Source organism: Neoalteromonas arenosi (assembly GCF_030362855.1).
Lineage (GTDB): Bacteria > Pseudomonadota > Gammaproteobacteria > Enterobacterales > Alteromonadaceae > Alteromonas_E > Alteromonas_E arenosi.
Map to the genome: position 1 here is coordinate 200,055 of NZ_JAUCBP010000007.1, position 22,638 is coordinate 222,692.

Below are 22,638 nucleotides of genomic sequence, written 5' to 3' on the forward strand. Positions count from 1 at the left end.
GGTGTGGTGCTAGCCTCAAATATCACCATGCCATTTTGATAACTGTGTAAGGTCTAGTTATTTACGCGGGTCTTTTACGTTTCTGGATGACAAGAAAAATAATCAGCAAGATCCCAGCTCCCAGAGCAGCAACAACGGGGAACAACCATTGTTTAATCGCAATGGTTTGCTTTAAACCGTTGGCTTGTTTGTGATCCGAATCATATTTAAGTGCTTCATCGACCATCTCTTTGGCTTTTGCTTTATCACCCATAGCCATATAGATCCTTGCCATATTGGTATAAGCCATCGCTGAGTATGGTTGCATAACCAGCACTTCTTTGACCCAATTTAAGGCTGTATCCAAATCACCTTGTTGTGCGGCAAGAGCCGCTCGAAGGTAAAACAATCGGGGGGTTCTAAAGTCAATGATCTGATTATTGGCATTTAGACTAACTTCCACTGGCTCTTGTCGGTCGATAATGGTGAATTGATTATCGGTAATATAACTTAGCTCTAGCTTGCCGGTGCCTAAATCAACAAACATATGTTGGTCATCTGAATTCAAGCTAACCACTTGGCCATTCTCAAGCGAGATGTTCAACTCTTTGTGTTGAAAGCGACTCGGTAAGGCTTGAGGAGTGGCTTTATTATCCTCTCGTATTGTCAGCATTGGCTGGCTCGCTGGCTTACCTTCAGAAGCCGATACAATACCTTCGAGTATTTTCCGAATTGCGCGTGCAGAAACAGAGTGCTCGAGATAAGTATTTGTGCGCAATACAACCACTAGATCACGTTCAGGGTAAACGGCTAACGTATGCCCGCCAACACCTCTGGCGCTGTAGCTACCATCATCATTTACCCACCACATGTAACCGTAATGAGGCGGGAATTTATTGCCCATATTAGTTTCGCTAACCGCGCGGGTACTGGCATTAATCCACATTTGGGGGATCAATTGTTGCCCTCGCCAATTGCCATTGCGCAAATACAACAGTCCGAGTCGTGCCAGATCGCGTGAAGACATGCGGAACTGATCGGCTTGGTGCTCTGATCCGCTCGTTACGGCATAGCCATCAAAGTCGCGAAAGTCTTGCATTTGCAAGGGCTCGGCAAGATGACGGGCGAAAGCTTGAGGAATTGCTTCACCGGTGAGCTGAGTATAAATAGTGCCGGCGACATTGAAATCCCAGTTGTCGTAGAACCAATGAGTCCCTGGGGAATATTGGCCGCGTTCGGGCTTGTTATCTAACATTTGCCCGCCTTCTGCGGCAGCAGGCAAATATACGCCTGAACGAGATGACAGAATATCTAATAGAGTTGCAGAGCGCTCTTCAGCTGTAAGAGCGCCGTTGTCGTTTATCTCTATATCCTGCAAGGTCGCTCGCAGGTTAATATCTGCAGAATGCACACCATACAGCGCACTTAGCATGCTTTTGCTGATCGAGTGAACTAGAAATCTGCGACTGTTTTCGCCCCAGTCAACGGCTATGGCACCATCTTTAACAATCAAGAGCCCAGCAAACGCTCGCCGGTTGTAAAACTTCTCAACCTTTGCCAAGCGTTCAGGAATAAACCCAGCTTGCTCTGGCGAGGCATAATATGACCAGTATTGATTAGGGTAGGTGAGCTCCATGTCAGTTTGCGCAAATGACTGGCCAACTAAAACCCCTATTGAAAGAACTGCTAAGCAACACTTGTGAAGCATTGTTTTAAACATAGCTGCATCTAAATCCATTATTTTCACAGGCGTAGTCTTACAGATAATGACAGCTTGCACAGCTTAACAAATGTAAGGAAATATAATGGGCTACACACAAATATTATCGTTGTAACCCTTATGCATATTAGCGCACCGAATATCCCATAATCTCCTCACTCGTCACTCTAAAACACTGTGCGTCACGGGTAGAGCTAATCGCAGTTCATTTAGAAAGGCTTTGTAACCTTGAATTAACTAGTATGATAACCTCAAAAAATATTTGTCCGGTCAAACTGAACTGTTTACAAAGTAAATTAATATTATTTGATAAGTATACCTTGACGATAGTGAGTTCATATATGCGCCCATCAATCTTGATAATGCTATTTTTATCATTACTAGTTGTTAGCTGCGCCGCTACGCATAATGCAGCAAACAATGGCGTTAATAGAGAAATTGTAGAGCCTGTGGTTCCGCAAAAGCCCAAGCGCCCAGGTGGCCAGCAACGGGATATTAACACTCCACCTCCGTCTGGAATATTTGGGGGCGGGGATGACCTGGCTGCGGCGAATCAATATACCTCTAATCCGAGATTTCAATGGCCACCCCCAAGACCTTCAGCGTACACTTTGATTCCTATTTCTGAACTTAGCTTGGAGAATGAAACTAAAACTCTTGGTGGCTTGGATAAGACTTTGAGAATCTTACTAGAGCGAGGACAGTATTTTGATATCGGTTATTATTCGATACCCCAACAGCCTGATGGGTTTGTTATGGTCACTAGGTTGGAAAAGATAAGCGAAGATGGTGAGCCATTCCCACCTTCCGAGCGCTGGGCCGTGAGGGTAAATGAAGGTCGGCAGTTTTCCATAGCTGACTATTTATCATCTCTTTTTAAGGCTGAAAATGGGTATTACAGGGTGATCGTATTCATAATAAGCGCACATGATTTCCCGGGATGGAGCAATGATGCCACTATCGCCGAGCAAGCTGAATTGTGGATTTCGCAGGGTAACCCTGCAATAGATAATAGAGCGGCAAATACGGCTTTAACCGACAACCATAAAGTGTATGCGCTAATTTATGAATTTGAGAAAGGCTGTGAAAATTGTGAGCGGACTGAAGGAACTAATATATCGCAGCTTATTCCTGGTAGATTGCAATCTAGGCAACATCTCTTAAAGGCCAGAATTTGGAATGTTAAATAAAGAAAAAAAAACCAAACGTATATTTATCAGTTACAGGCGAGCCGATACGGGATCGGTAGCCGGTCGGATTAAGGATGCTATTGAGCGTTATCTTCCCAACGTAAATGTCTTCATGGATGTTGAAACGCTTAAAGAGGGGAAGCGGTTCAAACAGCAAATCATAAAATCCATCGATGAGTCAGATTACGTCTTTGTGCTTATTGGCCCTAAATGGTTGGGAGAAGCAGATAAAGAAAATCGTTTACTGAGTGACGATGATTTTGTTCGTCTAGAGGTGGCTCAAGCTCTTCGCGCTAACAAACGCGTTTATCCAATCCTTATTAACGACGCCAAAATGCCTAGCACTCAAGAGTTTCCTGATGATGCACTTGCGATCAGTCAAATACATGCGCTAGAAATACGTCATTCTCGGTTCAATGATGACTTAAAACATTGCTTAAAAAGTATCTTTGGCCTCAATGACAGCCACTTTAGCAAATCAGGTCTTGGGGATAAAATTAAGGCTATAGGTGCGGGGCTATTGAGCGCCATTGGGTTCTTTGTTTTTCTAGATTTTGTTATTGGATTATCAATCGGGGGGGCGTTAGGTAAATTCTTCGGCAGCCCAATGCTCAGTGGGGCACTTTTTCTATTGGCATTTTTTGTTTTTTCTAACCTATTTTGGCAACGATGGGTCAGATAGCGTCCCTGCGTCACGGTTTTTTGTGATCTAACTTATTTTCTGTTTAACACTTTCTATGTCGATCCATTTAGGAGAGGTCGCTCTGTAGTATGAGCCGTTATACAGGTATGGCAACGACTTTAGATAGTCTTCCGGTCTCTCACTCGGAACGATCTCTGCGTGTACTTCATGGTGAGGTGAATAAATCGGACGGTTGAACTGTTCTTCTAAAGCGTCGGTTAATGCATGGTCACCGACGGGTAGATTTATTAACTTACCGTCGGCTATATAGATATAGTTACAGATTACCTGACCGTCCTCTGTGGTAAATAGCATTGTTGACGCATAAATTTGTGTCATGAATATCTCTCTTTGTGCCAGTGCCTGAAGGTATATTATCATTAAACATGGCACTTCCAGTTATACTAATCGACATTAAGCTCCAATCAATGATTGATTTAACTAGTAGCCTTTCATTTGGACTTGAGCGAATACCCTGCAATTTCTTCAGTAATCACGTTAAAACAAAGCCCATCGCGGGAAATACACAATTTGTGTTGGCCTGCTATTGAGGCAATATCGTTGTATTCGCTAAGCGTTATAAGTGCTGCTGGCTTACCATCGATTTGCGTGACAATATCGCCGACCTGAATGTCAAAGTGGCTGGACGGCAGGTTAGGGAAGACGTAGCGTACGACAAATTCACCACTGCGGATTTTGCGTAGCTCAAGACCGAGTAGGTTGTAGTCGGTGACGTAAGGTTCTTGCGGTACTAAATAAAACGCATCGTTAGTGTAATCAACAACCGTCTTAAACTGATTCATCAGCGCATTGCCCAAGATCCACCAATCATCTTCATCGTCACTGGGGATAAGGTTGACTTTTACATGCTCAATGGCGATATCACCAAGTGTTAACTGCGGTAGGCTAACGCGATCGTGCTCGACTTTACCACTTAAACCAAAGTCAGCGGCGCGCACGCGGGTACCGGTAATGGCAATATCATTGGCCTCAGGATAAGCGGTGCTTAACTTAACATAATGGCGGCTGCCGGTATCGATAATAAATGATTCAGTCACGGTAACATCGTCGTTAAACGCGAGTGTGCCAGTAACCGATACTTTGCTCATAAAGCTGCTCATCTCAAGCATTTGTGCATTTTCCTCGGGCTGGTAAGCATCTGCAGAGAGATAAATGGTATTGGCGTTGGCATCAAACTCCCAAGCGAAGTGACGCATCATATCGTGGCCAATTACGCCATCGTATATCGCTTCATCCTCGCGTAAATAATAGTTGGTTTGAGAAACTGGGATCATCGCCGCTTTCATCCCGTCAAAGGCAACACCGCCTAAGTCAATGCGCTGGATTTCAGTTTGATAAGCCTGACTTTTACCGTCCTGGCCCCAACCACTCAATGCCAAGTCAAAGCCGCGCGGTAAGTCCAAACGTTGTACCTTAGGAGTATCCATTAAAATCAAAAAACGAGCGCCAGTATCTAATAAGAACAACAGTCTTTCGCCGTTAACAGTTGCGTACACATAAGGCTTTTCACCGGCATAAAGCGCTTCTAGTGCGACGCGTGATTGTCCGCTGAACTGCGGCTGAACATTTGAGTTTATTTGCATCATGCGCATTGAATTAACAACATTACAGCCACTTAAGCTGCTGCAAAGTAGCGCAAAAACAATCAATAAAAACAGTTTGGATTTAAACATAGGCGATCCCTTTGAAACGTCTGAATTCTTTACTTGTCGGAATGCTAAATGAAAAGCTGTGAAGCAAATGTGAAATGAACGAGTGTTGGCTTTCACATCTATTTCACTTGCTTCGTCTTAGTCTTGTTGCCACGCTAGAAAAGGAGCAAGATTTATGTCATCGCACAGCCATTCACTGATCGAATTACACCAGGTCGGTCAATCATTTGTTACCCATCAACACAGCGTGAGTTTATTTGCGGACTTAACTTTTTCGATTGAGCAAGGTCACTCTTATGCGATTACCGGGCCCTCTGGCTCAGGTAAATCGAGTTTATTGATGCTTGCTTCAGGTCTAGAACAACCAACTGCTGGTGAAGTTGTGTACAGCAATCAAGGGCACATTCAACCAATTAGCCACATTCGTTCTGAGATTGGTTTTATCTTTCAGCAGTTTCACTTACTCCCTGAGTTCGATGCGTTAAATAATGTGGCGTTGCCACTTAAGTTACGCGGTCATAAACAGGCGTTGGCAATTGCCAAGGAGTGGCTCGACAAAGTTGGATTGGGTCACCGGCTTAAGCACAAACCCGCCGAGCTAAGTGGCGGTGAACAGCAGCGCGTAGCGATTGCCAGAGCGTTGGTTTTTAATCCTAAATTTATTTTTGCCGACGAGCCAACAGGCAACTTAGATGCTAATAGTGCCGGTGAAATTGCTGATCTATTGTTTGAATGCTGTCGCGACAAAGGTGCTGGCTTGGTGCTGGTAACTCATAGTGACTCGTTAGCCCAACAAACCCAACACCAGTTGCGTTTCAATGCGGGAAAATGTGAGAGGGTGAGTGCACAGCAAAGAGCAGAGCACACTGTTGAGCGCGGGAGTAAGCGTTATGCATAAACCTATTTTACCCTTGGCTTGGCGGCTGTTTTTAGAAGATGGCCGTACCGTAAATCAACGCGTATTGCAGGCCACTCAAACTATATTGATGGTATTCATTGTTACGCTCACATTAACCAGTCAATCAGTACAACAGCAACTTGAGCACAATATGGCGAATCTGTTGGGCGCTGATGCTGTGGTAACTCACACCGGTGCATTAAGTGCAGATGAGTTTGCTTATTTGCAACAAACCAGTAGTGCAGTGATTTATACTCAGAGTTTAAAAACAACCTTAACCCATGCTGACAAATGGCAGCGAGTATCTCTTAAAGCTGTCGATGAAAATTACCCGTTGCAAGGACAGGTACAAGTTTCTAATAGTCAAAGTGAGGCCTCTTATAGCGCTGAATTTGCGCCAGCCCCCGGTGAAATTTGGCTAGATCCTCGCCTATCGTCAGGGCTTGCAATTGCCGTTGGTGATATCCTGACAATTACTGATACTCCGCTAACCGTGACCCACATTTTGCATCACGAGCCCGACCGCCTAATGGAAGGGCATAACGTGGATATGCGCGCATTGGTAAATCGTCAAGACTTTACTCAGTTGGGATTTGCCGACGATACTATTGATTACCGTTATTTGCTGAATGCCGATAAAGCGCAAATTGATCAGCTGTTCACCTGGCAGCAACAGCAATTGCCTAGCGCGGAGTTCCGTCATCGCCAAGGCTCGCATCCGCTGGCGCTTTTTTGGCAGCGCACGGAAAACTTTATCGGTTTGGCATCAGTGATATTACTGTTTATGGCGGCCATTGCGATTTACCAAGTCTCGCGTATTCAAATTCGCAAAGAACAGCACTTTAGTGCGGTTTGTATGAGCGTTGGTGCGTCGCGTTTTGAAGGTCTCAAAGTGTCTATTTATAAGTGGTTGATGCATATTGCGTCGTTGTTGCCGATAGTCTTGGTGATTGCTACTTTATGCCATTTTGCGATTGTGGATTGGTTATCGGCGACGCTGAGTAATCTTACTTGGCAGCCTAATTTTGCAACGGCTGGGCTGGCCTTTGGCGCTTGTGCACTATTGTTGGCGGTATTTCAGTTGCCGGTTTGGTTGTCGCTCAAGCAAGCGTCGGTTAGGCAGTTAGTGTTTAACTTACCGCATCCACAGCGTGCTATTGTGTCGCTAGGCAGTGCTATTGTCGTTTTAATGGTAGTCACGGCAATATATTCCGACAATGGCTTGTTAACAACCATGGTGTTGGGTTCAATGGCGGCGTGTGTAGCATTGATTGCGCTGGTGAGTTGGCTGAGTTTAACTCTAGGTGAAAAGCTAACTCAGCGATACTCAGGTTTATTTTCTTTTGCGACCTTCATGATGCGTCAGCGCATAGTGAGTAAGTCTACGCAAATTATGGGCGTTGGCTTATGTGCATTTTTGCTGCTTTTTACGCTGATGCTGCTGCGTGACTTGGGCAATACCATGCACAAATATCAGCGTCAGTACGATGGCAATTTATTTGTTTCACAAGCCGACAGCACGCAAATGCAGGCCGTTGAGTCATGGGTCTTGAAGCAAGACGGCGAAATGCGCCAGCAAAAACCATTTATGTACGCCAAACTCATACGCGTAAATCAGCAATCGTTAGATGAATTTGCAACTCGCCCGAGTGAAAGTTTAGCCACGTTCAAGCGTTCAATTAGATTGCATTGGACCGATGTGGTGCCGAGTAATAATCGCGTGATCAACGGGCAGTGGTGGGGCATAGCTCCCCAAGAAACGCAAAGGTCACAGAACTGGCAACAGATTTCGGTTGAGCAAGAGGTGATGACCGACATAGGCTTAACGATTGGCGATCAGTTGACCTTTATGGTGGGCGAGCAAGCGGTTAATTTTACAATTGTTGCTAGCCACGCCTACAAGTCAGGCGCAGGCTCAATTACCTTCTGGGTGCAAATGCCCACAGCGGCTATCGAGTATCTGCGTGCGCCGCATTACTATATGGCCAGTATTGAAACCAATGAAGACAGCTTTTCTACGTTGGGACATTTGTGGCAGCAACATCCGACGTTACGAATGGTGTCTATGCGTGAAATGATGGCGCGTTTTGACAATACCTTGACCTTGGTTACGCAGATTATTAGCGGCTTTGCAATGATGATCATTTGTTTGGCGAGTATTGTAATTGTGTCGTCGGTATTGGCTTATGAGCGCCAAGAGCGCAAGAAGAATAGTGTGATCATGAGCTTTGGTTTACCCAAACGCACCTGTTTACACATTAACCTCATTGAGTGGGCGCTTACCGGAGGGATCGCCGCCTCTGGTGCTATGTTTGGTACCTGGTTGGCGGGGGTACTGATTTATCAATCACAGTTTTCGCTCCCTTACGCACCTGACTTTATTTGGTTAGCGGGGACGCTGTTAGTGATCATGGTGATAGTAATAGCCATTGGCCATTTGGCCAGTCGCAACAGCTTGAGCAGTTCGGTCCGCGAATTATTGGCAGAGTAGAAGCCCATTTCACATTCGTTTCACGCACCGTCGCATAGAGTAAACCTGTACTAACAAAGGAGATACTTTATGCGACATTTCATTACCCGAGTGTTGGCGCTTGTTACGCTACTCAGTGCCAGTTTTACTCAAGTTTATGCTACAACCAATACACAACAAGACACTACTGTGCTTATGGTGGTGAGTGGTTATGGGCAATCACAAGGCGAGGAGCAACCCGGCTATGAATTTGATGAATTTGCCAAAGCTTATTTAGTCTTTAAAGCGCATAACCTAGCCGTAGATGTAGCCAGTCCCCATGGTGGCGCGGTAGAAGCTGATCAATACGATCCGAACAAGGCGTTTAACGCCCAAGTGCTGGCAGATAGCGCGATTATGACCAAGCTGAACAACACGCTTGCGATTAGCTCGCTAGATGCCAACGACTATGACGCAGTATTCGTAGTTGGCGGCAAAGGCGCAATGTTTGATTTACCAAAAGATACTGCCTTGCAGCAAATCATCGCTGACGTGTATGAACAGCAAGGAGTTATTGCTGCTGTATGCCATGGCCCCGCTGCATTGGTGGATGTTGAGCTTTCTAATGGCGAATATTTGGTTGCCGGTAAACGCATTAATGGTTTCACCAACGATGAAGAGCAATTGTTTGGCAAGAAGTGGTTGCCACACTTTGAGTTTTTGCTGGAAGATAAACTGACCGAGCGCGGTGGTGTGTTCCAGTCGTCTGATATTATGCTCGAACATGTAGCCGTTGATGATCGCTTAGTGACAGGCCAAAACCCCTCATCCACTGTAGGTGTGGCTACAGCAATGCTTGAAGCTATGGGGATTGCTGTGCAACCTGTGGAACGCTTTAGTGACGATTTGACCCTAGCACAGGTCGCAGAGTTTTTGAGCGGTGATGAAAAGGCGCTGGAGCAACTGAGCACAGATCCAGAGCGTTATCATTTGGCATTGGCCGGCATGTATGGATTTTATTACCTCAAGCAAGCTGAGGATGAAAAACAGCAACAACAAGCGCTGGCATTGATGTTGGTGGCACAAGAGGCTATTAATAACCCTAACCTTGATATTCAGATTGCTAAAACTCAGCAGCTATTGGGTGATACCATTGCGAGCCAGAAGACTGCTGAAAAAATTCTGGCCCAACATCCAGATTTTGAACCCGCTCAGCAATTGTTGGCGAGCCTGAAACAGTAAGTTTAATCGGTAAGTCAGGATAGAAGCCTTAGATAGGATTGCAGGATGACAGAGTCAAACGGTTTACATGTACTTTTGGTCGAAGACGAGGTCAATATCGCCAAAAATATTGCCGAATACATGGAGCATAAAGGTCACATTTTTGATTTCGCTATGCGCGGTGATCAAGGCTTAGACTTAGCGCTAGAGAGCTACTACGACTTAGTCATCCTCGATTTAAATCTGCCCGCCATGGACGGTATAGAAGTCTGCTGTGCCTTGCGCGAGAAAGCAGACCGACATATTCCAATCTTGATGCTAACTGCACGCGACAGTATTGATGACAAAGTCACCGGTTTTAAGGTTGGCGCGGACGACTATTTAACTAAGCCGTTCTCTCTGCAAGAGCTTGAAGTGCGTTGTTTAGCCTTATCGCGACGTCACCGGTTGCAAACCAGTGACCAGTTAACCTTGGGGCCTTTAGTGATCGATCGTAAGCGCAAGTCTGCTAGTCGCGATGGCACTGCGCTGGCTGTCAGCAGTATGGGCTTTAAAATCTTAACGATACTGGCCGAAGCTTATCCGCAAGTGGTTAGCCGTTCAGAGCTTACGCAAAAATTATGGGGTGATGAACCAACTGAATCTGACGCATTGCGCTCGCACGTGTATCAACTGCGAGCGGTGATTGATAAGCCGTTTGCTAAGCCTTTAATTAAGACCGTATTTGGCGCTGGCTTTACCCTCGCCATTGATGAAAACTGATCAACAGGCATTGATACTATGACCCGAGCAGTACCTAAGTTTCACAGTTTAAGCCGCCGGATTATTTGGCGGTTTTGCTTGTTTACCCTCATTATTTCCGGCATTTACGGGCTGATTTCGCTGTCGCTGATGTACACCTTAGAAGATACCTTTATTGAGCGAGGGGTGGTTCAGGAAGCGGATTATTTGACGCAAGGATTTAGCGAGACGGGGCGTTGGCCAACACCGAGAAGCGCGAATATGCAGCTGGTTTTTGCGTTGGATGATTTACCTGATGACTTTCGCGCTATTGCGATTGAAGAGCCGCAACGCAAAGAATTTTTCGGTAACGAAGGTTTGCACTATCATCTGTATCGATTCAAGGAGCACCCCAACACCTTTTTAGTGGCTGAAGTCAGCGAGCAGCTACTAGTGCGGCCTATTCGCGGCGGTATTATCCAGTTTTTAGTGATCAGCGGTGTGATAGTTACCGTGATTGCTTGTTTAATCGCATGGCTTATTGGTCGACGTACCACACGACCATTACATCAATTGGCGAGCCTGGTTAATGGCGTAGCGTTAGATACTTTGCCGAAAGATTTTGCTAACGATTTTCCGAGGAATGAAGTCGGTATTTTAGCCCATGCGCTGGACCATACATTGGGGCGAATTGCCGCGGCGATGGAGCGTGAGCGCAGCTTCACTCGCGATGTAAGCCATGAGTTACGCACACCATTGGCGGTGATTAAAAATGCTGTTGAAGTCGCTCAACTCAGCGCCGGTAAAGATGAGAGCCAACCACTGCAGCGCATTTATCACGCCGCCGAACAAATGGAGCAAACGGTACAAACACTGCTCATGATTGCAAGGGAAGAGCATGGCGCACTAAATGCTCAGTCTATAGATTTATTACCGATTCTAGAGCGCACAGTTCTGGATAATCGCCTGTTGCTTGAAGACAAAGCCATAGACGTGGAGATTGACGATAGTTGCCAAGTTCAAGTGCTGGCTGAGCCCAACGTACTAAAAGTGATTTTAGATAACGTGATTGGCAATGCGTTTAAGTACACCCTTGAAGGGCAAGTATCGATTTCATTTAAAGACCAAGCATTACTCGTGAGCGACACGGGTCCGGGGATCCAGCCCGATATCTCAGCATCTGTGACTGAGCGCGGTGTTAAAGGTGAGCAAAGCACCGGTCTGGGCTTTGGTTTGTCGATCGTTAAGCGCTTGTGCGAACACCAAGGTTGGCAGTTAGAGGTGCAAAGCACCTCAGGCACACTGGTGAGTTTACATTTTAGCAGTTAAGGCAACTGCCGATAAATTGATAGTCTGAATAGACATCTGATGACACTTCATCTATCTCAGTAAATAGCGCGAAACTGCCTTGCATTTCAAGCTCTACACTTTGGGTTAATATCGATTGATTGATTTTCACAAACGCTAGATTAAGCTCAAGCATATCGATGGTGGCGGCAAACATCGGCGAGAAACTATTGGTGTTGGTGATCGTAATCTGTTCGATAAACTCGCCATCTTTGGCAAACGCCAAAATACCTTGTAGGTATTCTGATGCATCAGCGCCAAGCCGCTCTAGGTACACATCAAATGAAGCTCTAATATAGGCGTTATCTTCAGAGATTACAGTCAAACTATCTGTCTGAATCAGTTCTCTTAATTGCAATGAGATATTACTATTGGAATCTTGCTTACGCTGCTGAAAATCGCGTTGTTCATCAGCGCTGGGAGCGCGATTGTTGAGCGCAAGTAGTTGCCATTGCGACGCGTTTACCCGTTGCGGGTTAAAATGTTCGATACTGCTGGTCTCATCACCTTCTTCATTTTCATAACGGCTGACTTGGAACGACCATTGATTCAGTTGGGTCGCTTCAAAATTACTGATCGCTTGGTCGATGGTGGTTTTAAACTGATCTACAGCAAGCTGTGATTCGGTCACTGCATTGACAACTGCTGAAGGCGCAACGCTTACGCATATGGCTAAAAGTTTTAGCGAAAATCTCATGGATAAATCTCTTACTGATTAACGGTATCAATGATTTTGCTTTGGCTAGTGTGAAACTGATGTGAATTGGTTGGCTTCTTTTATGTGCTAATCTGAAAGGAGTAGGGGTATGGAGCTCGTTGTACGTGAATGTAGCTAAAGTATTGGTAATAGAGGGCTTGGTTAATGCCTTCGTCACAACCGCAAAAACAATTGTGGGGTTGCACACAGGATCTATGGCCATTCTGGCTGACGCATTCCATTCTGCTACCGATTTAATCAATAACCTCATCACCTACTTACTGCAGCGAATTGCGAATAAACCCGCAGATTTGGACCATCCCTATGGCCATCGTAAATTTGAATTTCTCGGTATTTTTATTCTTGCCGTGCTGTTATGTGCGGTAGCGATTGAACTGCTGATCAACACCTTTACCATCGATAACGAGCCGGTGGAGCAAAGTGTTCTTGGGCTTTGGATCATGCTTATTAGTTTCGTCGCTAGTGTTGGTATCAGCCTGTTTGAGCGTTATTGGGGAAGAGTGCTAAATTCGAAATTACTGCTTGCAGATGCTAAGCACACCTATGCTGACTCATTGACTACCCTTGCAGCTATTATTGGTTGGCAAGCCGCAATCATGCACTTTGGCTGGATTGATAAAGTGGTTGCTGTGGTGATCGTCATTATTGTACTAGGTATGGCTTACAAGCTGTTTGTGCAGTCGATCCCCGTATTGGTGGATCAAGCGGTAGTGAGCCGTGATGCCGTGCTGGATACGGTATTACCAATAGACGGCGTGGAGACTGTAAGTACCGTGCGTTCGCGCTCTTTGGGGGAAGAAAAGGTGGTGGAAATTACCATCACCGTGGACCCAACGCTGACTACTCAGGTGTCACATAAAATTGCAGATGAAGTCGAGCGGGTATTAGCCAAAAAGCTAGAGGTTCAACGCGTGTTAGTGCATGTAGAGCCGCAACCCAACTAGCCTGTTGTAAATTAATAGAGTTTACCTAACACTAACTGTGGATCCGGGTATTTGGCTAGCATCTGCGGTAAATCTTCTGCACTAACCACTCCAGGCATATCGCATACGTCAGGGTTTTCGTAACTCAATTGCAAATGCAGGTGAACTGGCCATCCGCCGTTTTCCTGCGGGTTGCCCATCCATGCAAACACTTCACCTTTTTTAACTACTTTCCCGGGTGGATTATGCTCATATGAAGCTTTACTTAAATGACCGTAGAGCGCATAGAGTTTGGTGGCACCGAGGTCATATTCGACGATCAGAGTATGCCCGTAATCAAGGGGCAAATCGTTATAGGCACGCTGGCTTATTACGCCGTCGTAAAAGCTGCGTATTTCGGTATTTTCTGGTGCAAAGATATCGATGCCAATGTGGTTATCGCGTACCCCTTGGTACTGACCTGCATTGTAGATGTCCGGGCGGTGCTCGTTGTATTTGCCAATTGCATATTCGGTTGCAACTGGTAATTCCATCGGGCCTTTAGACATATCTAGCACTGCGTAGTCTGCAGGCAATCGCACTACTTCAGCAAATTCAAATGATTCGAATGCGATCACGCGCAGACTCCTTGTGAAATAGGGCCAACGGCCCCTAATAATTTATTGCTTAACAAACTTTAAGGTAAAACGATCGCTTTCACCAATTTGACGGTTGCGCTCTTTTTGTGCGTCGTCATCAACGTTTAGAGACGGAGGTAATGACCACACACCGTTGGCGTGATCCGCAGTGTCATTTGGATTGGCGTTCACCTCAGAGGCTTCAACAAAGGTCAAACCATTTGCTTCAGCTATTTCGATAACCCAGCTTTGCTTTACGTACCCAGTGAACACGCTGTCATCACCGTCTTCAGGTAATCTATGACCAACGATGCCGAATACACCGCCCGGCTTAAGTACTTCATGCACAGATTTAACGACATCAGCAAAAACGCCATCCCGCTTCCAGCCGTGAACGCTGCGAAAAGATACTACCATATCAGCTGATTCAGGCTCACCTAAGCTGCTTTTCACCGGTGGGTCAAAAGGTAAAATAGTAATCTCACCAAACCGTTCTTTATTGGCAATGCGCTTTTGATACGCCGCCATCGCACGCGCGAAATAACCAGGTGCGTTTTCACGTTCCATATTAAAGTGTCCGGCAATCAACTGGCCTTCTTCGGCTAAGTAGGGCCCGAGGATCTCGGTATACCAACCACCACTTGGTGCTAACTCAACCACAGTCATACCCGGTTTAATACCGAAAAAGTCGAGGGTCTCGTAGGGGTTTCTATACTGGTCACGCACACTCTCATCAGCGCGTTCAGGCGCGCTTATTGCGGCTTTGAGTTGATCATCAGCCAGTGCGGGGTTGGTAAAAGACATCAGCACTATGCAGCTGGCGGCAAGTGTCTGAGATAGACGCGCAGTGGTGTATTTAAACATAGATCCTCCGTTGTTTATTGTTGCTTTACTATGCGGTTGAAGTCAGTATCAATTGTTTGAAAAACGATACGTGAAAATGACGAGTTTCGGTTAACTTTTAGTGAAAAACAGCTCAAAAATTATTACTTTCATCGTTTTTACATTTCAATGGAACTGTTTACTAACTGTTGCAATCTTAGCAGTAGATAGTTGCGTTACATGGAATCCATATGTACCCACACAAACTCGGCAAGCTAACGACTCTTGGTATAGCTGTTGGCATTTTGTTCGTAACCAGCGGATGTACAACTGTCGACAGTTCAATATCTAATACAACATTGGACCGTGAAACCTGTGCTAAACTTGCTGCAAGGGGCGTGGATTGTCAAAACAATCAATCGCTCGGAACCGCAGCCCTTGCTCATGTTGAGTTTCATCAACAATTGCTGCCGATTCATCAACGAAACGATATTCTTGAAGCTGAGTTAGATGAGTATAGGGGCGAGCACTAAACGCTCATTAAGTACAAGAGATGGCCTATGACGACGCCCGCACCGACATTTACCGTACAAAAATCGGGTGATGTGCTATGGGTGAAGCTTAAAGGGCAATGGAATGTATCTGCCGACCTTAATTACCTAACCCAACTTTCGGCCAACATGGGGCGGATCCGCAATCAACCCTGGGGCATGATTATTGATATGCGCGAGTGGCTGATTACCGATCTAAAAGTCTCAGCTCCCGCTGTAGATATTGCCAGTATAGACCTCGACCGCCGCAATCAGGTTCTCGAGGCATGGTGGCAACGAGAAGTCGGGCAAGCTGATTTTTTGGCACCATTTGTAACGCGTCAAAAATCTATTGATTTTGTTCGCAGTCAAGATGAACAGGTGATTTTAACCAGTTATCAAAAACACGGCTTATCAAGTGAGCGGCCTTCTGGCTGGTAGCTGATTTTCTCATTCCCACACATCGTTATACATTGAATTTATAGTTCACAATTGGCAATCACAATAATTAGCTTGAATACCCTGAGCTAGGATAGTAACTAATCAATTTGTTTGAGTGGTTTGCAATGCTGAATTTTGAGTTCATTACCGTACCGAAAGTGATATGTGGCAGCGGCAGTTTGAAGCAGATAGTAGAGGCCTTAAATTCACTGCAAACTCGACGCCCGATGGTGGTGACCGACCAAGGTATCGTCAACGCAGGCTTGTTAGAGAAGCTCACCGAGCATTTATCTTCAAATGTTCAATTTGTTGTGTACGCAGATGTAATTGCTGACCCGCCAGAGCAGATCGTGCGAGATGCATATCAACTCGCTCAACAACAGCAGTGTGACGGTATCATTGGGTTTGGTGGCGGTAGTTCCTTGGATACTGCCAAGGTAATCGCGCGGTTAGCATGCACGCAAGTGCCCCAGGACGAACAAGACTTACGGGACCTCTATGGCGTCGAACAAGTCCGAGGTAAGCGCCTGCCATTAATACTTATCCCAACGACAGCTGGAACAGGCTCTGAAGCAACGCCCGTCGCTGTGATTACTACCGGTGAGACTACCAAGGCTGGAATTGTTTCGCCTCTACTGCTCCCCGATGTAGCTGTACTCGATGCGAGTCTAACGGTAGGTTTACCACGTCATGTAACAGCTGCCACGGGAATCGACGCCATGGTACACGCCATTGAAGCGATAACAAGTAGGCACAAACGCAATCCAATGTCACATGCTCTTGCCATTCAAGCATTGGAAAAGCTGTCGAGTCATATTGAGTTAGCCTGTGAAAACCCAGAAAGTCACTCGATTAGGCAAGCCATGTTACTCGGTGCTTTTTGGGCCGGTCAGGCATTTGCCAATGCGCCTGTTGGTGGTGTACACGCACTGGCATATCCGTTAGGTGGGCACTTTCATATCCCACATGGATTGAGTAACGCACTAGTGTTGCCTTATGTACTGCGCTTTAATACGCCCGCGGCCAAGCATGATTACCAAGCGGTTGCTGATATTATGGGAGTTAGCTGCACACCCAACACGTCAGGCGCTGCGCTAGCGGCTTATTTCTATGAACTGTCGGGTAAGCTCGGTATTCCTCAAACATTGCGCGACTGCAATATTCGAGAAAGTCACATCGATATGCTTGCCGATGATGCTATGTTACAAACGCGCCTGTTGGTTAATAACCCACTTGAAATCAAGCGAGATGATGCGATTGCTATTTACACCGCAGCGCTCAATGGAGACTTATCATGAGCAATACGAGTGAAGTTAGCAAAGGCGATTTCTCAACCTTTTATCCCGTGCAAACCCGCTGGGCAGATAACGATGTGTATGGCCATGTGAATAATGTGACCTATTACGCCTATTTTGATTCAGTTATTAATCGCTATCTGATCGAGGTTGGCGGATTGGATATTCACGCAGGGGATAGCGTTGGCTTTATTGTCGAGTCAAAGTGCCAGTTTTTTGCACCGATTGCATACCCAGAAGAGTTATTAGCCGGACTGAAAGTCACCGAAATGGGCAACAGTTCCGTTACTTATCAAGTTGCGTTATTCAAACAAGACAGTGAACAAGCGTGTGCACTGGGGCATATGACCCATGTGTTTGTAGATCGCAGCACCCAGCGACCAATTAGAATAGACGGGGCATTGCGTTCTGCGCTGGAGCTACTTAAGCACTAAATTTACCGTTTCAACAATAGTTGTTAAATCTCTTTTGTATTGACATATGGATTTTCACATATATGATAATTCACATATGTGGAATATCGAATGTGAAAATGTCTCCATTACAGTTTTTCAAATGTTTATCTGATGACACGCGCTTGAAGTCACTGTTACTTATCAGTCAGCTTGAAGAAGCGTGCGTATGTGACTTGATCGCTGCGCTAGAGCTAGATCAACCCAAAGTATCGCGTCACTTAGCTGAGTTGCGCAAATGCAATATCGTGCAAGATGAACGCCGCGGAAAGTGGGTGTATTACCGCTTGCATAAAGAACTACCCGCGTGGGCGCAAGGCGTCCTTTGCGACACCGCCAACAGTAACCCTGATTACTATGCCGCGGCGCTCTCTAAGTTAAAAGCGTTTAAGCAATCCATATCCTGCTGCTAAAACCCTAAAGGACTCTCATGAAAATCTTATATATATGTACTCACAATCGGTGCAGAAGCATTCTGTCTGAAGCGATCACTAATCACATAGCCGGCGCGCACATTGAAGCGCGGAGCGCGGGCAGCCAGCCATCAGGTGAAGTACATCCGCTATCGATTCAATACCTTGCGGAGGCGGGGATTGCTACTACAGAGTTGCGCAGCCAATCATGGGATGAGTTTGAAGACTTTGTACCCGATGTAGTGGTTACTGTGTGTGATTCTGCGGCTGGTGAGTCTTGTCCAGTGTGGTTTGGCAAGTCGGTCAGAGTGCATTGGGGGTTGGCAGATCCATCCAAACTTGAGGGGAGCGATGCTGAAAAAGCGGCGGCTTTTAAAGCCTGCATGGATAGCATCCGCCAACGGGTTGAACTGCTTTTACCGCTAGCAAACAAGCAACTATCGGGTAACGAACTCAAACGTGCACTTTATGAGCTGGGAGCGGAGTAATGATTCGAGACACTAGTTTACCTAATGTTGACGAGACTCAATTTGCAGCGCCTTCGTTCGAGCGTGCACAATCCATTGATTTAGCCCATGCACCACGGATTTTGTTGCTTTATGGCTCGCTTCGCGAGCGCTCGTTTAGTCGCTTGGTCGTAGAAGAATCAGCGCGTATTCTTGAGCGTATGGGGGCTGAGGTGAAAATATTTAACCCCGAAGGCTTACCCCAGACAGATACGACTGATGCTGATCACCCTAAGGTACAAGAGTTACGAGAATTAATGATGTGGTCGGAAGGGCAGGTGTGGTGTTCGCCTGAGCGCCATGGTTCGATGACGAGCATATTTAAAAGTCAAATTGATTGGGTGCCACTGAACCTTGGTGGTGTGCGTCCAACGCAAGGCAAAACGTTGGCAGTGATGCAAGTTTGCGGTGGTTCACAGTCCTTTAATGTGGTCAATCAATTACGCGTACTGGGACGCTGGATGCGGATGGTCACCATTCCTAACCAGTCCAGCGTAGCAAAGGCCTTTCTGGAGTTTGACGACAACGATCGCATGAAGCCTTCTGCGTACTACAACCGCATTGTTGACGTGATGGAAGAGTTAATGAAATTCACGTTATTGCTGCGCGGTAACAAAGACCATTTTGTCGACCGTTACTCTGAACGCGTAGAGTCGGCTGAGCAGGTGAGTCAACGCGTCAACCAACGCTCACTCTAGGGAGATAACAATGGGACTATTTGAACGCTATTTATCGGTGTGGGTCGGTTTAGCTATTATTGCTGGTATCGCGCTTGGAAGCTTTTTTCCCAAGGCATTTGCCGTTATCGCAACATTTGAATATGCGCATGTTAATTTAGTGATTGCGGCACTGATATGGTTGATGATCTATCCAATGATGGTGCAAATCGATTTTTCATCAATTAAAGATGTGGGGAAAAAGCCGAAAGGGTTAGCCCTTACGTTGGTGGTTAATTGGTTGATAAAACCTTTCACAATGGCGCTGTTGGGCTGGTTGTTCTTTAAAGGGGTTTTTGCCGACTGGGTCGATCCTCAAACGGCGACTGAATACATTGCCGGTATGATTTTACTTGGTGTTGCACCTTGCACGGCGATGGTATTTGTGTGGAGCCAGCTGACCAAAGGTGATGCGAATTACACACTGGTTCAGGTGTCGATTAATGACATCATAATGATCTTCGCATTTGCACCTATCGCGGGATTATTGTTGGGCGTGACGGATATCACAGTACCATGGGATACCCTGCTGCTGTCAGTGGTTCTTTATGTGTTGATCCCACTACTCGCGGGGGCATTCACCCGCAAAAAATTGGATAGAGCAGGCGACCATTCGCAGGTAAATAGCTTTCTGGCTACGCTAAAACCGTGGTCAATGATTGGCCTGATTGCAACCGTTACTCTATTGTTTGGCTTTCAATCGGAGACGATTTTGGCCAAGCCTGAAGCCATTGTTTTAATTGCAATACCTCTGCTCATTCAAACCTACGGTATTTTTGCTATCGCCTATTTCGTTGCCAAGCGCATGAAGTTACCGCATAACGTAGCAGCTCCCGCGTGTATGATCGGCACGTCGAACTTCTTTGAGCTGGCCGTAGCCGTAGCAATATCACTTTTTGGCTTACATTCAGGAGCTGCGCTGGCCACCGTGGTAGGCGTACTAGTCGAGGTACCGGTAATGTTGTCACTGGTGTGGTTTGCTAATCGCACCCGGCATTGGTTTGCGTAATCCTATGCAATTCATCGCACCCAGATTAAGTTTATCGAAAACTGATGTTTCCTCGATTATTACGTTATAACATTGAGCAGTTCACAAGCGTCGATTAAAGCGCGCAGAAAATAAAGTACTAACGAGGAAATAAAATGCCGAATAAACCTTACCGTTTATTGGCTACAGCGTCAGTTATTAGTGCTGCCCTGTGGCTAGGTGGGTGCTCCAAGCAACCTGAAACTACTCCGGAAGATACACCGGCGGCGGCAGATACTGCACAAGCTGATACTGTAGCTGCGGATACCAATCCATTTTTTACTGACTGGGATACCCCCTTTGGTGCACCTCCGTTTGGTGAGATTAAAACTGAACATTTCATGCCAGCATTTGAAAAGGCCATGGCGATGCATATGGCGCAAATCGACGCGATTGCCAATGATGATAGCGTACCAAACTTCGCCAACACCATCGACCAAATGGAACTGGCGGGCGCTGAGTTAACCCGCGTCGCACGCGTCTTCTTCAACTTAACGGGGACTGAGTCGAGCCCTGAATTGCAAGAGCTACAGCGTCAAATATCACCGATGTTGACTCGCCACAGCAATCAAATTCAAATGAATGAAGCGTTATTCAAACGCGTTAAGGCAGTCTATGACGCGCGTAACGATTCAGACTTATCCGCTGAACAAATGCGTCTTATTGAACGCTTGTACGATGGCTTTGTGCGCACTGGTGCCAACCTTGAAGGTGAAGCGCGCGAGCGTCTAGCCGCTATTAACGAACGCATCAGTGCCTTGACCACAGAGTTTGGTCAAAACATGCTCAACGATTCACGCGAATTCATTTTGGTATTGGAAGAGTCAGATCTTGACGGTCTACCCCAATCCGCCATTGACGCAGCAAAAGCGCAAGCTGAGTCGCGAGAAATGCCTGGTAAATATGCGATCACATTGAACCGTTCTAGTGTTGAGCCGTTCCTGCAGTTTTCTGCGCGCCGCGATTTACGTGAAAAGGCGTTCAAAGGCTGGGCGCTACGCGGCGATAATGACAACGAATTCGATAATAAAGAAAACGTTGAAGAAATTGTGCAATTACGCGCCGAGCGCGCCAAGTTATTGGGTTACAAGCACCACTCAGACTACGTGTTGACCAATACCATGGCTGAAACACCAGAAGCTGCAATGGAGCTACTCGAGAAAGTATGGGCGCCGGCAGTTGCTCAAGCTGAAAAAGAGCGTCAGTGGATCCTTGAGCTAATGGCTGAAGAAGGCGCAGACTTTGAACTTGCACCGTGGGATTGGCGTTACTATGCGGAGAAAGTGCGCAAAGCCCGCTTTGACCTTGACCAAGCGGAAGTCGCAGCATACTTCGAATTGGAGAACATGATCGAAGCGAAATTCTACGTGGCAAACCGTTTGTTCGGTTTGACGTTCGAAGAGCGCAACGATATTCCGGTATACAATCCTGTCGTTCGTGTATGGGAAGTGAAAGACGCTGCGGGTAACGCAATCGGATTGTTCTACGGCGATTACTATGCGCGTCCTACTAAGCGCACAGGTGCTTGGATGAGCTCATTCCGCAACCAGCAGAAACTTGCGGGTGATGTGAAGCCATTGATCATCAACAACATGAACTTAAACAAGCCGGCTGAAGGTGAAGCAACGCTCATGACTTTCTCTGATGCGGTTACCTTGTTCCACGAATTTGGTCATGCATTACACGGTTTGTTGTCCAATGTTAAATATCCAACGCTTGCTGGTACTAATGTGCCGCGCGACTGGGTAGAGTTCCCAGCGCAGTTGTACGAACACTTTATTGAACAACCCTATATGCTTGAAAAGTTTGCACGTCACTATCAAACGAACGAGCCTATGCCTGCAGAACTGCTACAGCGAATTAAAGATGCGGGCAACTTTAACCAAGGTTTTGCTACCGTTGAATACACTGCATCAGCATTGGTTGATATGGCCTATCACCGCATGGAAGACGTTGGTGAAATCGATGTTCGCGCATTTGAAGATGAAGTGTTAACCGCATTAGGTAAGCCTGAGGAAATCATCATGCGTCACCGCAGTACGCATTTTGGTCACATCTTTGCCGGTGGTTATGACTCAGCCTACTATGCCTATATGTGGTCTGAGATCCTCGACGCTGACGGTTTTGACGCTTTCTTAGAAGTCAATGATATCTTTGATGAAGAGACGTCAAAGCGTTTGTATGATTACATCTACAGTCGTGGCGACACACTTAACTACCTTGATGCGTATACCAACTTCCGTGGTCGCGCACCAACAACCGACGCGCTGCTGAGAAACCGCGGTTTCAACTAAACAAA

General features: G+C 46.2%; 23 protein-coding genes. 17 read left to right on the forward strand and 6 right to left on the reverse strand.

From position 1 onward, the window contains the following. Positions 1-61 precede the first annotated feature (61 nt). The gene (locus QTP81_RS07355; protein WP_289364707.1) at positions 62-1,699 is read right to left on the reverse strand and encodes a serine hydrolase; all 1,638 of its coding nucleotides are present in this window, start codon (positions 1,697-1,699) and stop codon (positions 62-64) included. Positions 1,700-1,941: 242 nt separating this feature from the next. Between QTP81_RS07355 and QTP81_RS07360 the strand changes: the two genes are divergently transcribed. Together QTP81_RS07360 and QTP81_RS07365 are read left to right on the forward strand one after the other, a co-directional pair. Next, on the forward strand, positions 1,942-2,889 hold the full coding sequence (locus QTP81_RS07360; RefSeq protein WP_289364708.1) for a hypothetical protein: 948 nt from the start codon (positions 1,942-1,944) through the stop codon (positions 2,887-2,889). Continuing rightward, positions 2,879-3,571, forward strand: coding sequence for a toll/interleukin-1 receptor domain-containing protein (locus QTP81_RS07365; protein ID WP_289364709.1), 693 nt, complete (start codon positions 2,879-2,881; stop codon positions 3,569-3,571). The genes QTP81_RS07360 and QTP81_RS07365 overlap by 11 nt, the downstream gene beginning before the upstream one ends. A 27-nt stretch (positions 3,572-3,598) precedes the next feature. Here QTP81_RS07365 and QTP81_RS07370 read toward each other — a convergent pair whose 3' ends face one another. Both QTP81_RS07370 and QTP81_RS07375 read right to left on the reverse strand, forming a co-directional pair. Beyond that, complete coding sequence (locus QTP81_RS07370; RefSeq protein WP_289364710.1) at positions 3,599-3,910, reverse strand: hypothetical protein; 312 nt, start codon at positions 3,908-3,910, stop codon at positions 3,599-3,601. A gap of 113 nt (positions 3,911-4,023) precedes the next feature. Next, positions 4,024-5,265 (reverse strand): aspartyl protease family protein, encoded by a 1,242-nt coding sequence (locus QTP81_RS07375; RefSeq protein WP_289364711.1) that lies wholly within the window; start codon positions 5,263-5,265, stop codon positions 4,024-4,026. A 154-nt stretch (positions 5,266-5,419) separates the two neighbouring features. On the opposite strand from QTP81_RS07375, the gene QTP81_RS07380 reads away from it, so the two are divergent. The 5 genes from QTP81_RS07380 (at position 5,420) to QTP81_RS07400 (ending at position 11,861) form a co-directional block, all read left to right on the forward strand. Continuing rightward, a complete protein-coding gene (locus tag QTP81_RS07380; protein ID WP_289364712.1) occupies positions 5,420-6,142 on the forward strand; it encodes an ABC transporter ATP-binding protein in 723 nt (240 codons plus the stop codon). Next, the gene (locus tag QTP81_RS07385; RefSeq protein WP_289364713.1) at positions 6,135-8,633 is read left to right on the forward strand and encodes an ABC transporter permease; all 2,499 of its coding nucleotides are present in this window, start codon (positions 6,135-6,137) and stop codon (positions 8,631-8,633) included. Before QTP81_RS07380 ends, QTP81_RS07385 begins: the two co-directional genes overlap by 8 nt. A 69-nt stretch (positions 8,634-8,702) precedes the next feature. Then, positions 8,703-9,833, forward strand: coding sequence for a type 1 glutamine amidotransferase domain-containing protein (locus tag QTP81_RS07390; protein WP_289364714.1), 1,131 nt, complete (start codon positions 8,703-8,705; stop codon positions 9,831-9,833). A 45-nt stretch (positions 9,834-9,878) separates the two neighbouring features. Then, complete coding sequence (locus QTP81_RS07395) at positions 9,879-10,574, forward strand: response regulator transcription factor (RefSeq protein WP_289364715.1); 696 nt, start codon at positions 9,879-9,881, stop codon at positions 10,572-10,574. A gap of 18 nt (positions 10,575-10,592) precedes the next feature. After that, positions 10,593-11,861: a sensor histidine kinase gene (locus tag QTP81_RS07400; RefSeq protein ID WP_289364716.1), complete on the forward strand. Its 1,269-nt coding sequence runs from the start codon at positions 10,593-10,595 to the stop codon at positions 11,859-11,861. Here the strand turns inward: QTP81_RS07400 and QTP81_RS07405 are convergent. Next, the gene (locus tag QTP81_RS07405) at positions 11,851-12,576 is read right to left on the reverse strand and encodes a hypothetical protein (RefSeq protein ID WP_289364717.1); all 726 of its coding nucleotides are present in this window, start codon (positions 12,574-12,576) and stop codon (positions 11,851-11,853) included. The two genes, QTP81_RS07400 and QTP81_RS07405, sit on opposite strands and share 11 nt — an antisense overlap. 125 nt (positions 12,577-12,701) lie before the next feature. Here QTP81_RS07405 and QTP81_RS07410 point away from each other — a divergent pair, with 125 nt between their 5' ends. Beyond that, on the forward strand, positions 12,702-13,541 hold the full coding sequence (locus QTP81_RS07410) for a cation diffusion facilitator family transporter (RefSeq protein WP_289364718.1): 840 nt from the start codon (positions 12,702-12,704) through the stop codon (positions 13,539-13,541). An 11-nt stretch (positions 13,542-13,552) separates the two neighbouring features. Here the strand turns inward: QTP81_RS07410 and QTP81_RS07415 are convergent, their stop codons facing one another. Together QTP81_RS07415 and QTP81_RS07420 are read right to left on the reverse strand one after the other, a co-directional pair. Then, a complete protein-coding gene (locus tag QTP81_RS07415) occupies positions 13,553-14,137 on the reverse strand; it encodes a peptidoglycan DD-metalloendopeptidase family protein (RefSeq protein WP_289364719.1) in 585 nt (194 codons plus the stop codon). 42 nt (positions 14,138-14,179) lie between these two features. Continuing rightward, on the reverse strand, positions 14,180-15,001 hold the full coding sequence (locus QTP81_RS07420) for a class I SAM-dependent methyltransferase (protein ID WP_289364720.1): 822 nt from the start codon (positions 14,999-15,001) through the stop codon (positions 14,180-14,182). A gap of 209 nt (positions 15,002-15,210) precedes the next feature. On the opposite strand from QTP81_RS07420, the gene QTP81_RS07425 reads away from it, so the two are divergent. From QTP81_RS07425 to QTP81_RS07465, 9 genes are all read left to right on the forward strand, one after another. Continuing rightward, on the forward strand, positions 15,211-15,492 hold the full coding sequence (locus tag QTP81_RS07425) for a hypothetical protein (RefSeq protein WP_289364721.1): 282 nt from the start codon (positions 15,211-15,213) through the stop codon (positions 15,490-15,492). A gap of 27 nt (positions 15,493-15,519) precedes the next feature. Further along, positions 15,520-15,930 (forward strand): hypothetical protein, encoded by a 411-nt coding sequence (locus QTP81_RS07430; protein ID WP_289364722.1) that lies wholly within the window; start codon positions 15,520-15,522, stop codon positions 15,928-15,930. Positions 15,931-16,055: 125 nt separating this feature from the next. Further along, positions 16,056-17,228: an iron-containing alcohol dehydrogenase gene (locus tag QTP81_RS07435; protein ID WP_289364723.1), complete on the forward strand. Its 1,173-nt coding sequence runs from the start codon at positions 16,056-16,058 to the stop codon at positions 17,226-17,228. Further along, on the forward strand, positions 17,225-17,659 hold the full coding sequence (locus QTP81_RS07440) for an acyl-CoA thioesterase (protein ID WP_289364724.1): 435 nt from the start codon (positions 17,225-17,227) through the stop codon (positions 17,657-17,659). Before QTP81_RS07435 ends, QTP81_RS07440 begins: the two co-directional genes overlap by 4 nt. Positions 17,660-17,757: 98 nt before the next feature. Continuing rightward, positions 17,758-18,090, forward strand: a complete 333-nt coding sequence (locus QTP81_RS07445; RefSeq protein ID WP_289365606.1) for a metalloregulator ArsR/SmtB family transcription factor — start codon at positions 17,758-17,760, stop codon at positions 18,088-18,090. 17 nt (positions 18,091-18,107) lie between these two features. Further along, entirely contained in the window at positions 18,108-18,578 is a 471-nt protein-coding gene (locus QTP81_RS07450; protein ID WP_289364725.1) for an arsenate reductase ArsC, read from the forward strand. Beyond that, positions 18,578-19,294: an arsenical resistance protein ArsH gene (gene arsH, locus QTP81_RS07455; RefSeq protein ID WP_289364726.1), complete on the forward strand. Its 717-nt coding sequence runs from the start codon at positions 18,578-18,580 to the stop codon at positions 19,292-19,294. The genes QTP81_RS07450 and arsH overlap by 1 nt, the downstream gene beginning before the upstream one ends. 10 nt (positions 19,295-19,304) lie before the next feature. Further along, positions 19,305-20,321: an ACR3 family arsenite efflux transporter gene (arsB, locus tag QTP81_RS07460; RefSeq protein WP_289364727.1), complete on the forward strand. Its 1,017-nt coding sequence runs from the start codon at positions 19,305-19,307 to the stop codon at positions 20,319-20,321. Between the two features lie 134 nt (positions 20,322-20,455). Next, positions 20,456-22,633: a M3 family metallopeptidase gene (locus QTP81_RS07465; protein ID WP_289364728.1), complete on the forward strand. Its 2,178-nt coding sequence runs from the start codon at positions 20,456-20,458 to the stop codon at positions 22,631-22,633. The last annotated feature ends 5 nt before the right edge of the window (positions 22,634-22,638 follow it).

What these genes read in the sequence shown, in the direction of transcription:
- QTP81_RS07450 (WP_289364725.1), top strand. Translation starts at nt 18,108, where the DNA reads ATGAAAATCTTATATATATGTACTCACAATCGGTGCAGAAGCATTCTG.
- QTP81_RS07425 (WP_289364721.1), top strand. Translation starts at nt 15,211, where the DNA reads ATGTACCCACACAAACTCGGCAAGCTAACGACTCTTGGTATAGCTGTT.
- QTP81_RS07370 (WP_289364710.1), bottom strand. Translation starts at nt 3,910, where the DNA reads ATGACACAAATTTATGCGTCAACAATGCTATTTACCACAGAGGACGGT.
- QTP81_RS07365 (WP_289364709.1), top strand. Translation starts at nt 2,879, where the DNA reads ATGTTAAATAAAGAAAAAAAAACCAAACGTATATTTATCAGTTACAGG.
- QTP81_RS07445 (WP_289365606.1), top strand. Translation starts at nt 17,758, where the DNA reads ATGTCTCCATTACAGTTTTTCAAATGTTTATCTGATGACACGCGCTTG.
- QTP81_RS07375 (WP_289364711.1), bottom strand. Translation starts at nt 5,265, where the DNA reads ATGTTTAAATCCAAACTGTTTTTATTGATTGTTTTTGCGCTACTTTGC.
- QTP81_RS07360 (WP_289364708.1), top strand. Translation starts at nt 1,942, where the DNA reads ATGATAACCTCAAAAAATATTTGTCCGGTCAAACTGAACTGTTTACAA.
- QTP81_RS07435 (WP_289364723.1), top strand. Translation starts at nt 16,056, where the DNA reads ATGCTGAATTTTGAGTTCATTACCGTACCGAAAGTGATATGTGGCAGC.
- QTP81_RS07385 (WP_289364713.1), top strand. Translation starts at nt 6,135, where the DNA reads ATGCATAAACCTATTTTACCCTTGGCTTGGCGGCTGTTTTTAGAAGAT.
- QTP81_RS07390 (WP_289364714.1), top strand. Translation starts at nt 8,703, where the DNA reads ATGCGACATTTCATTACCCGAGTGTTGGCGCTTGTTACGCTACTCAGT.
- QTP81_RS07420 (WP_289364720.1), bottom strand. Translation starts at nt 15,001, where the DNA reads ATGTTTAAATACACCACTGCGCGTCTATCTCAGACACTTGCCGCCAGC.
- QTP81_RS07465 (WP_289364728.1), top strand. Translation starts at nt 20,456, where the DNA reads ATGCCGAATAAACCTTACCGTTTATTGGCTACAGCGTCAGTTATTAGT.
- QTP81_RS07395 (WP_289364715.1), top strand. Translation starts at nt 9,879, where the DNA reads ATGACAGAGTCAAACGGTTTACATGTACTTTTGGTCGAAGACGAGGTC.
- QTP81_RS07400 (WP_289364716.1), top strand. Translation starts at nt 10,593, where the DNA reads ATGACCCGAGCAGTACCTAAGTTTCACAGTTTAAGCCGCCGGATTATT.
- QTP81_RS07380 (WP_289364712.1), top strand. Translation starts at nt 5,420, where the DNA reads ATGTCATCGCACAGCCATTCACTGATCGAATTACACCAGGTCGGTCAA.
- arsB (WP_289364727.1), top strand. Translation starts at nt 19,305, where the DNA reads ATGGGACTATTTGAACGCTATTTATCGGTGTGGGTCGGTTTAGCTATT.
- QTP81_RS07355 (WP_289364707.1), bottom strand. Translation starts at nt 1,699, where the DNA reads ATGTTTAAAACAATGCTTCACAAGTGTTGCTTAGCAGTTCTTTCAATA.
- QTP81_RS07440 (WP_289364724.1), top strand. Translation starts at nt 17,225, where the DNA reads ATGAGCAATACGAGTGAAGTTAGCAAAGGCGATTTCTCAACCTTTTAT.
- QTP81_RS07430 (WP_289364722.1), top strand. Translation starts at nt 15,520, where the DNA reads ATGACGACGCCCGCACCGACATTTACCGTACAAAAATCGGGTGATGTG.
- arsH (WP_289364726.1), top strand. Translation starts at nt 18,578, where the DNA reads ATGATTCGAGACACTAGTTTACCTAATGTTGACGAGACTCAATTTGCA.
- QTP81_RS07405 (WP_289364717.1), bottom strand. Translation starts at nt 12,576, where the DNA reads ATGAGATTTTCGCTAAAACTTTTAGCCATATGCGTAAGCGTTGCGCCT.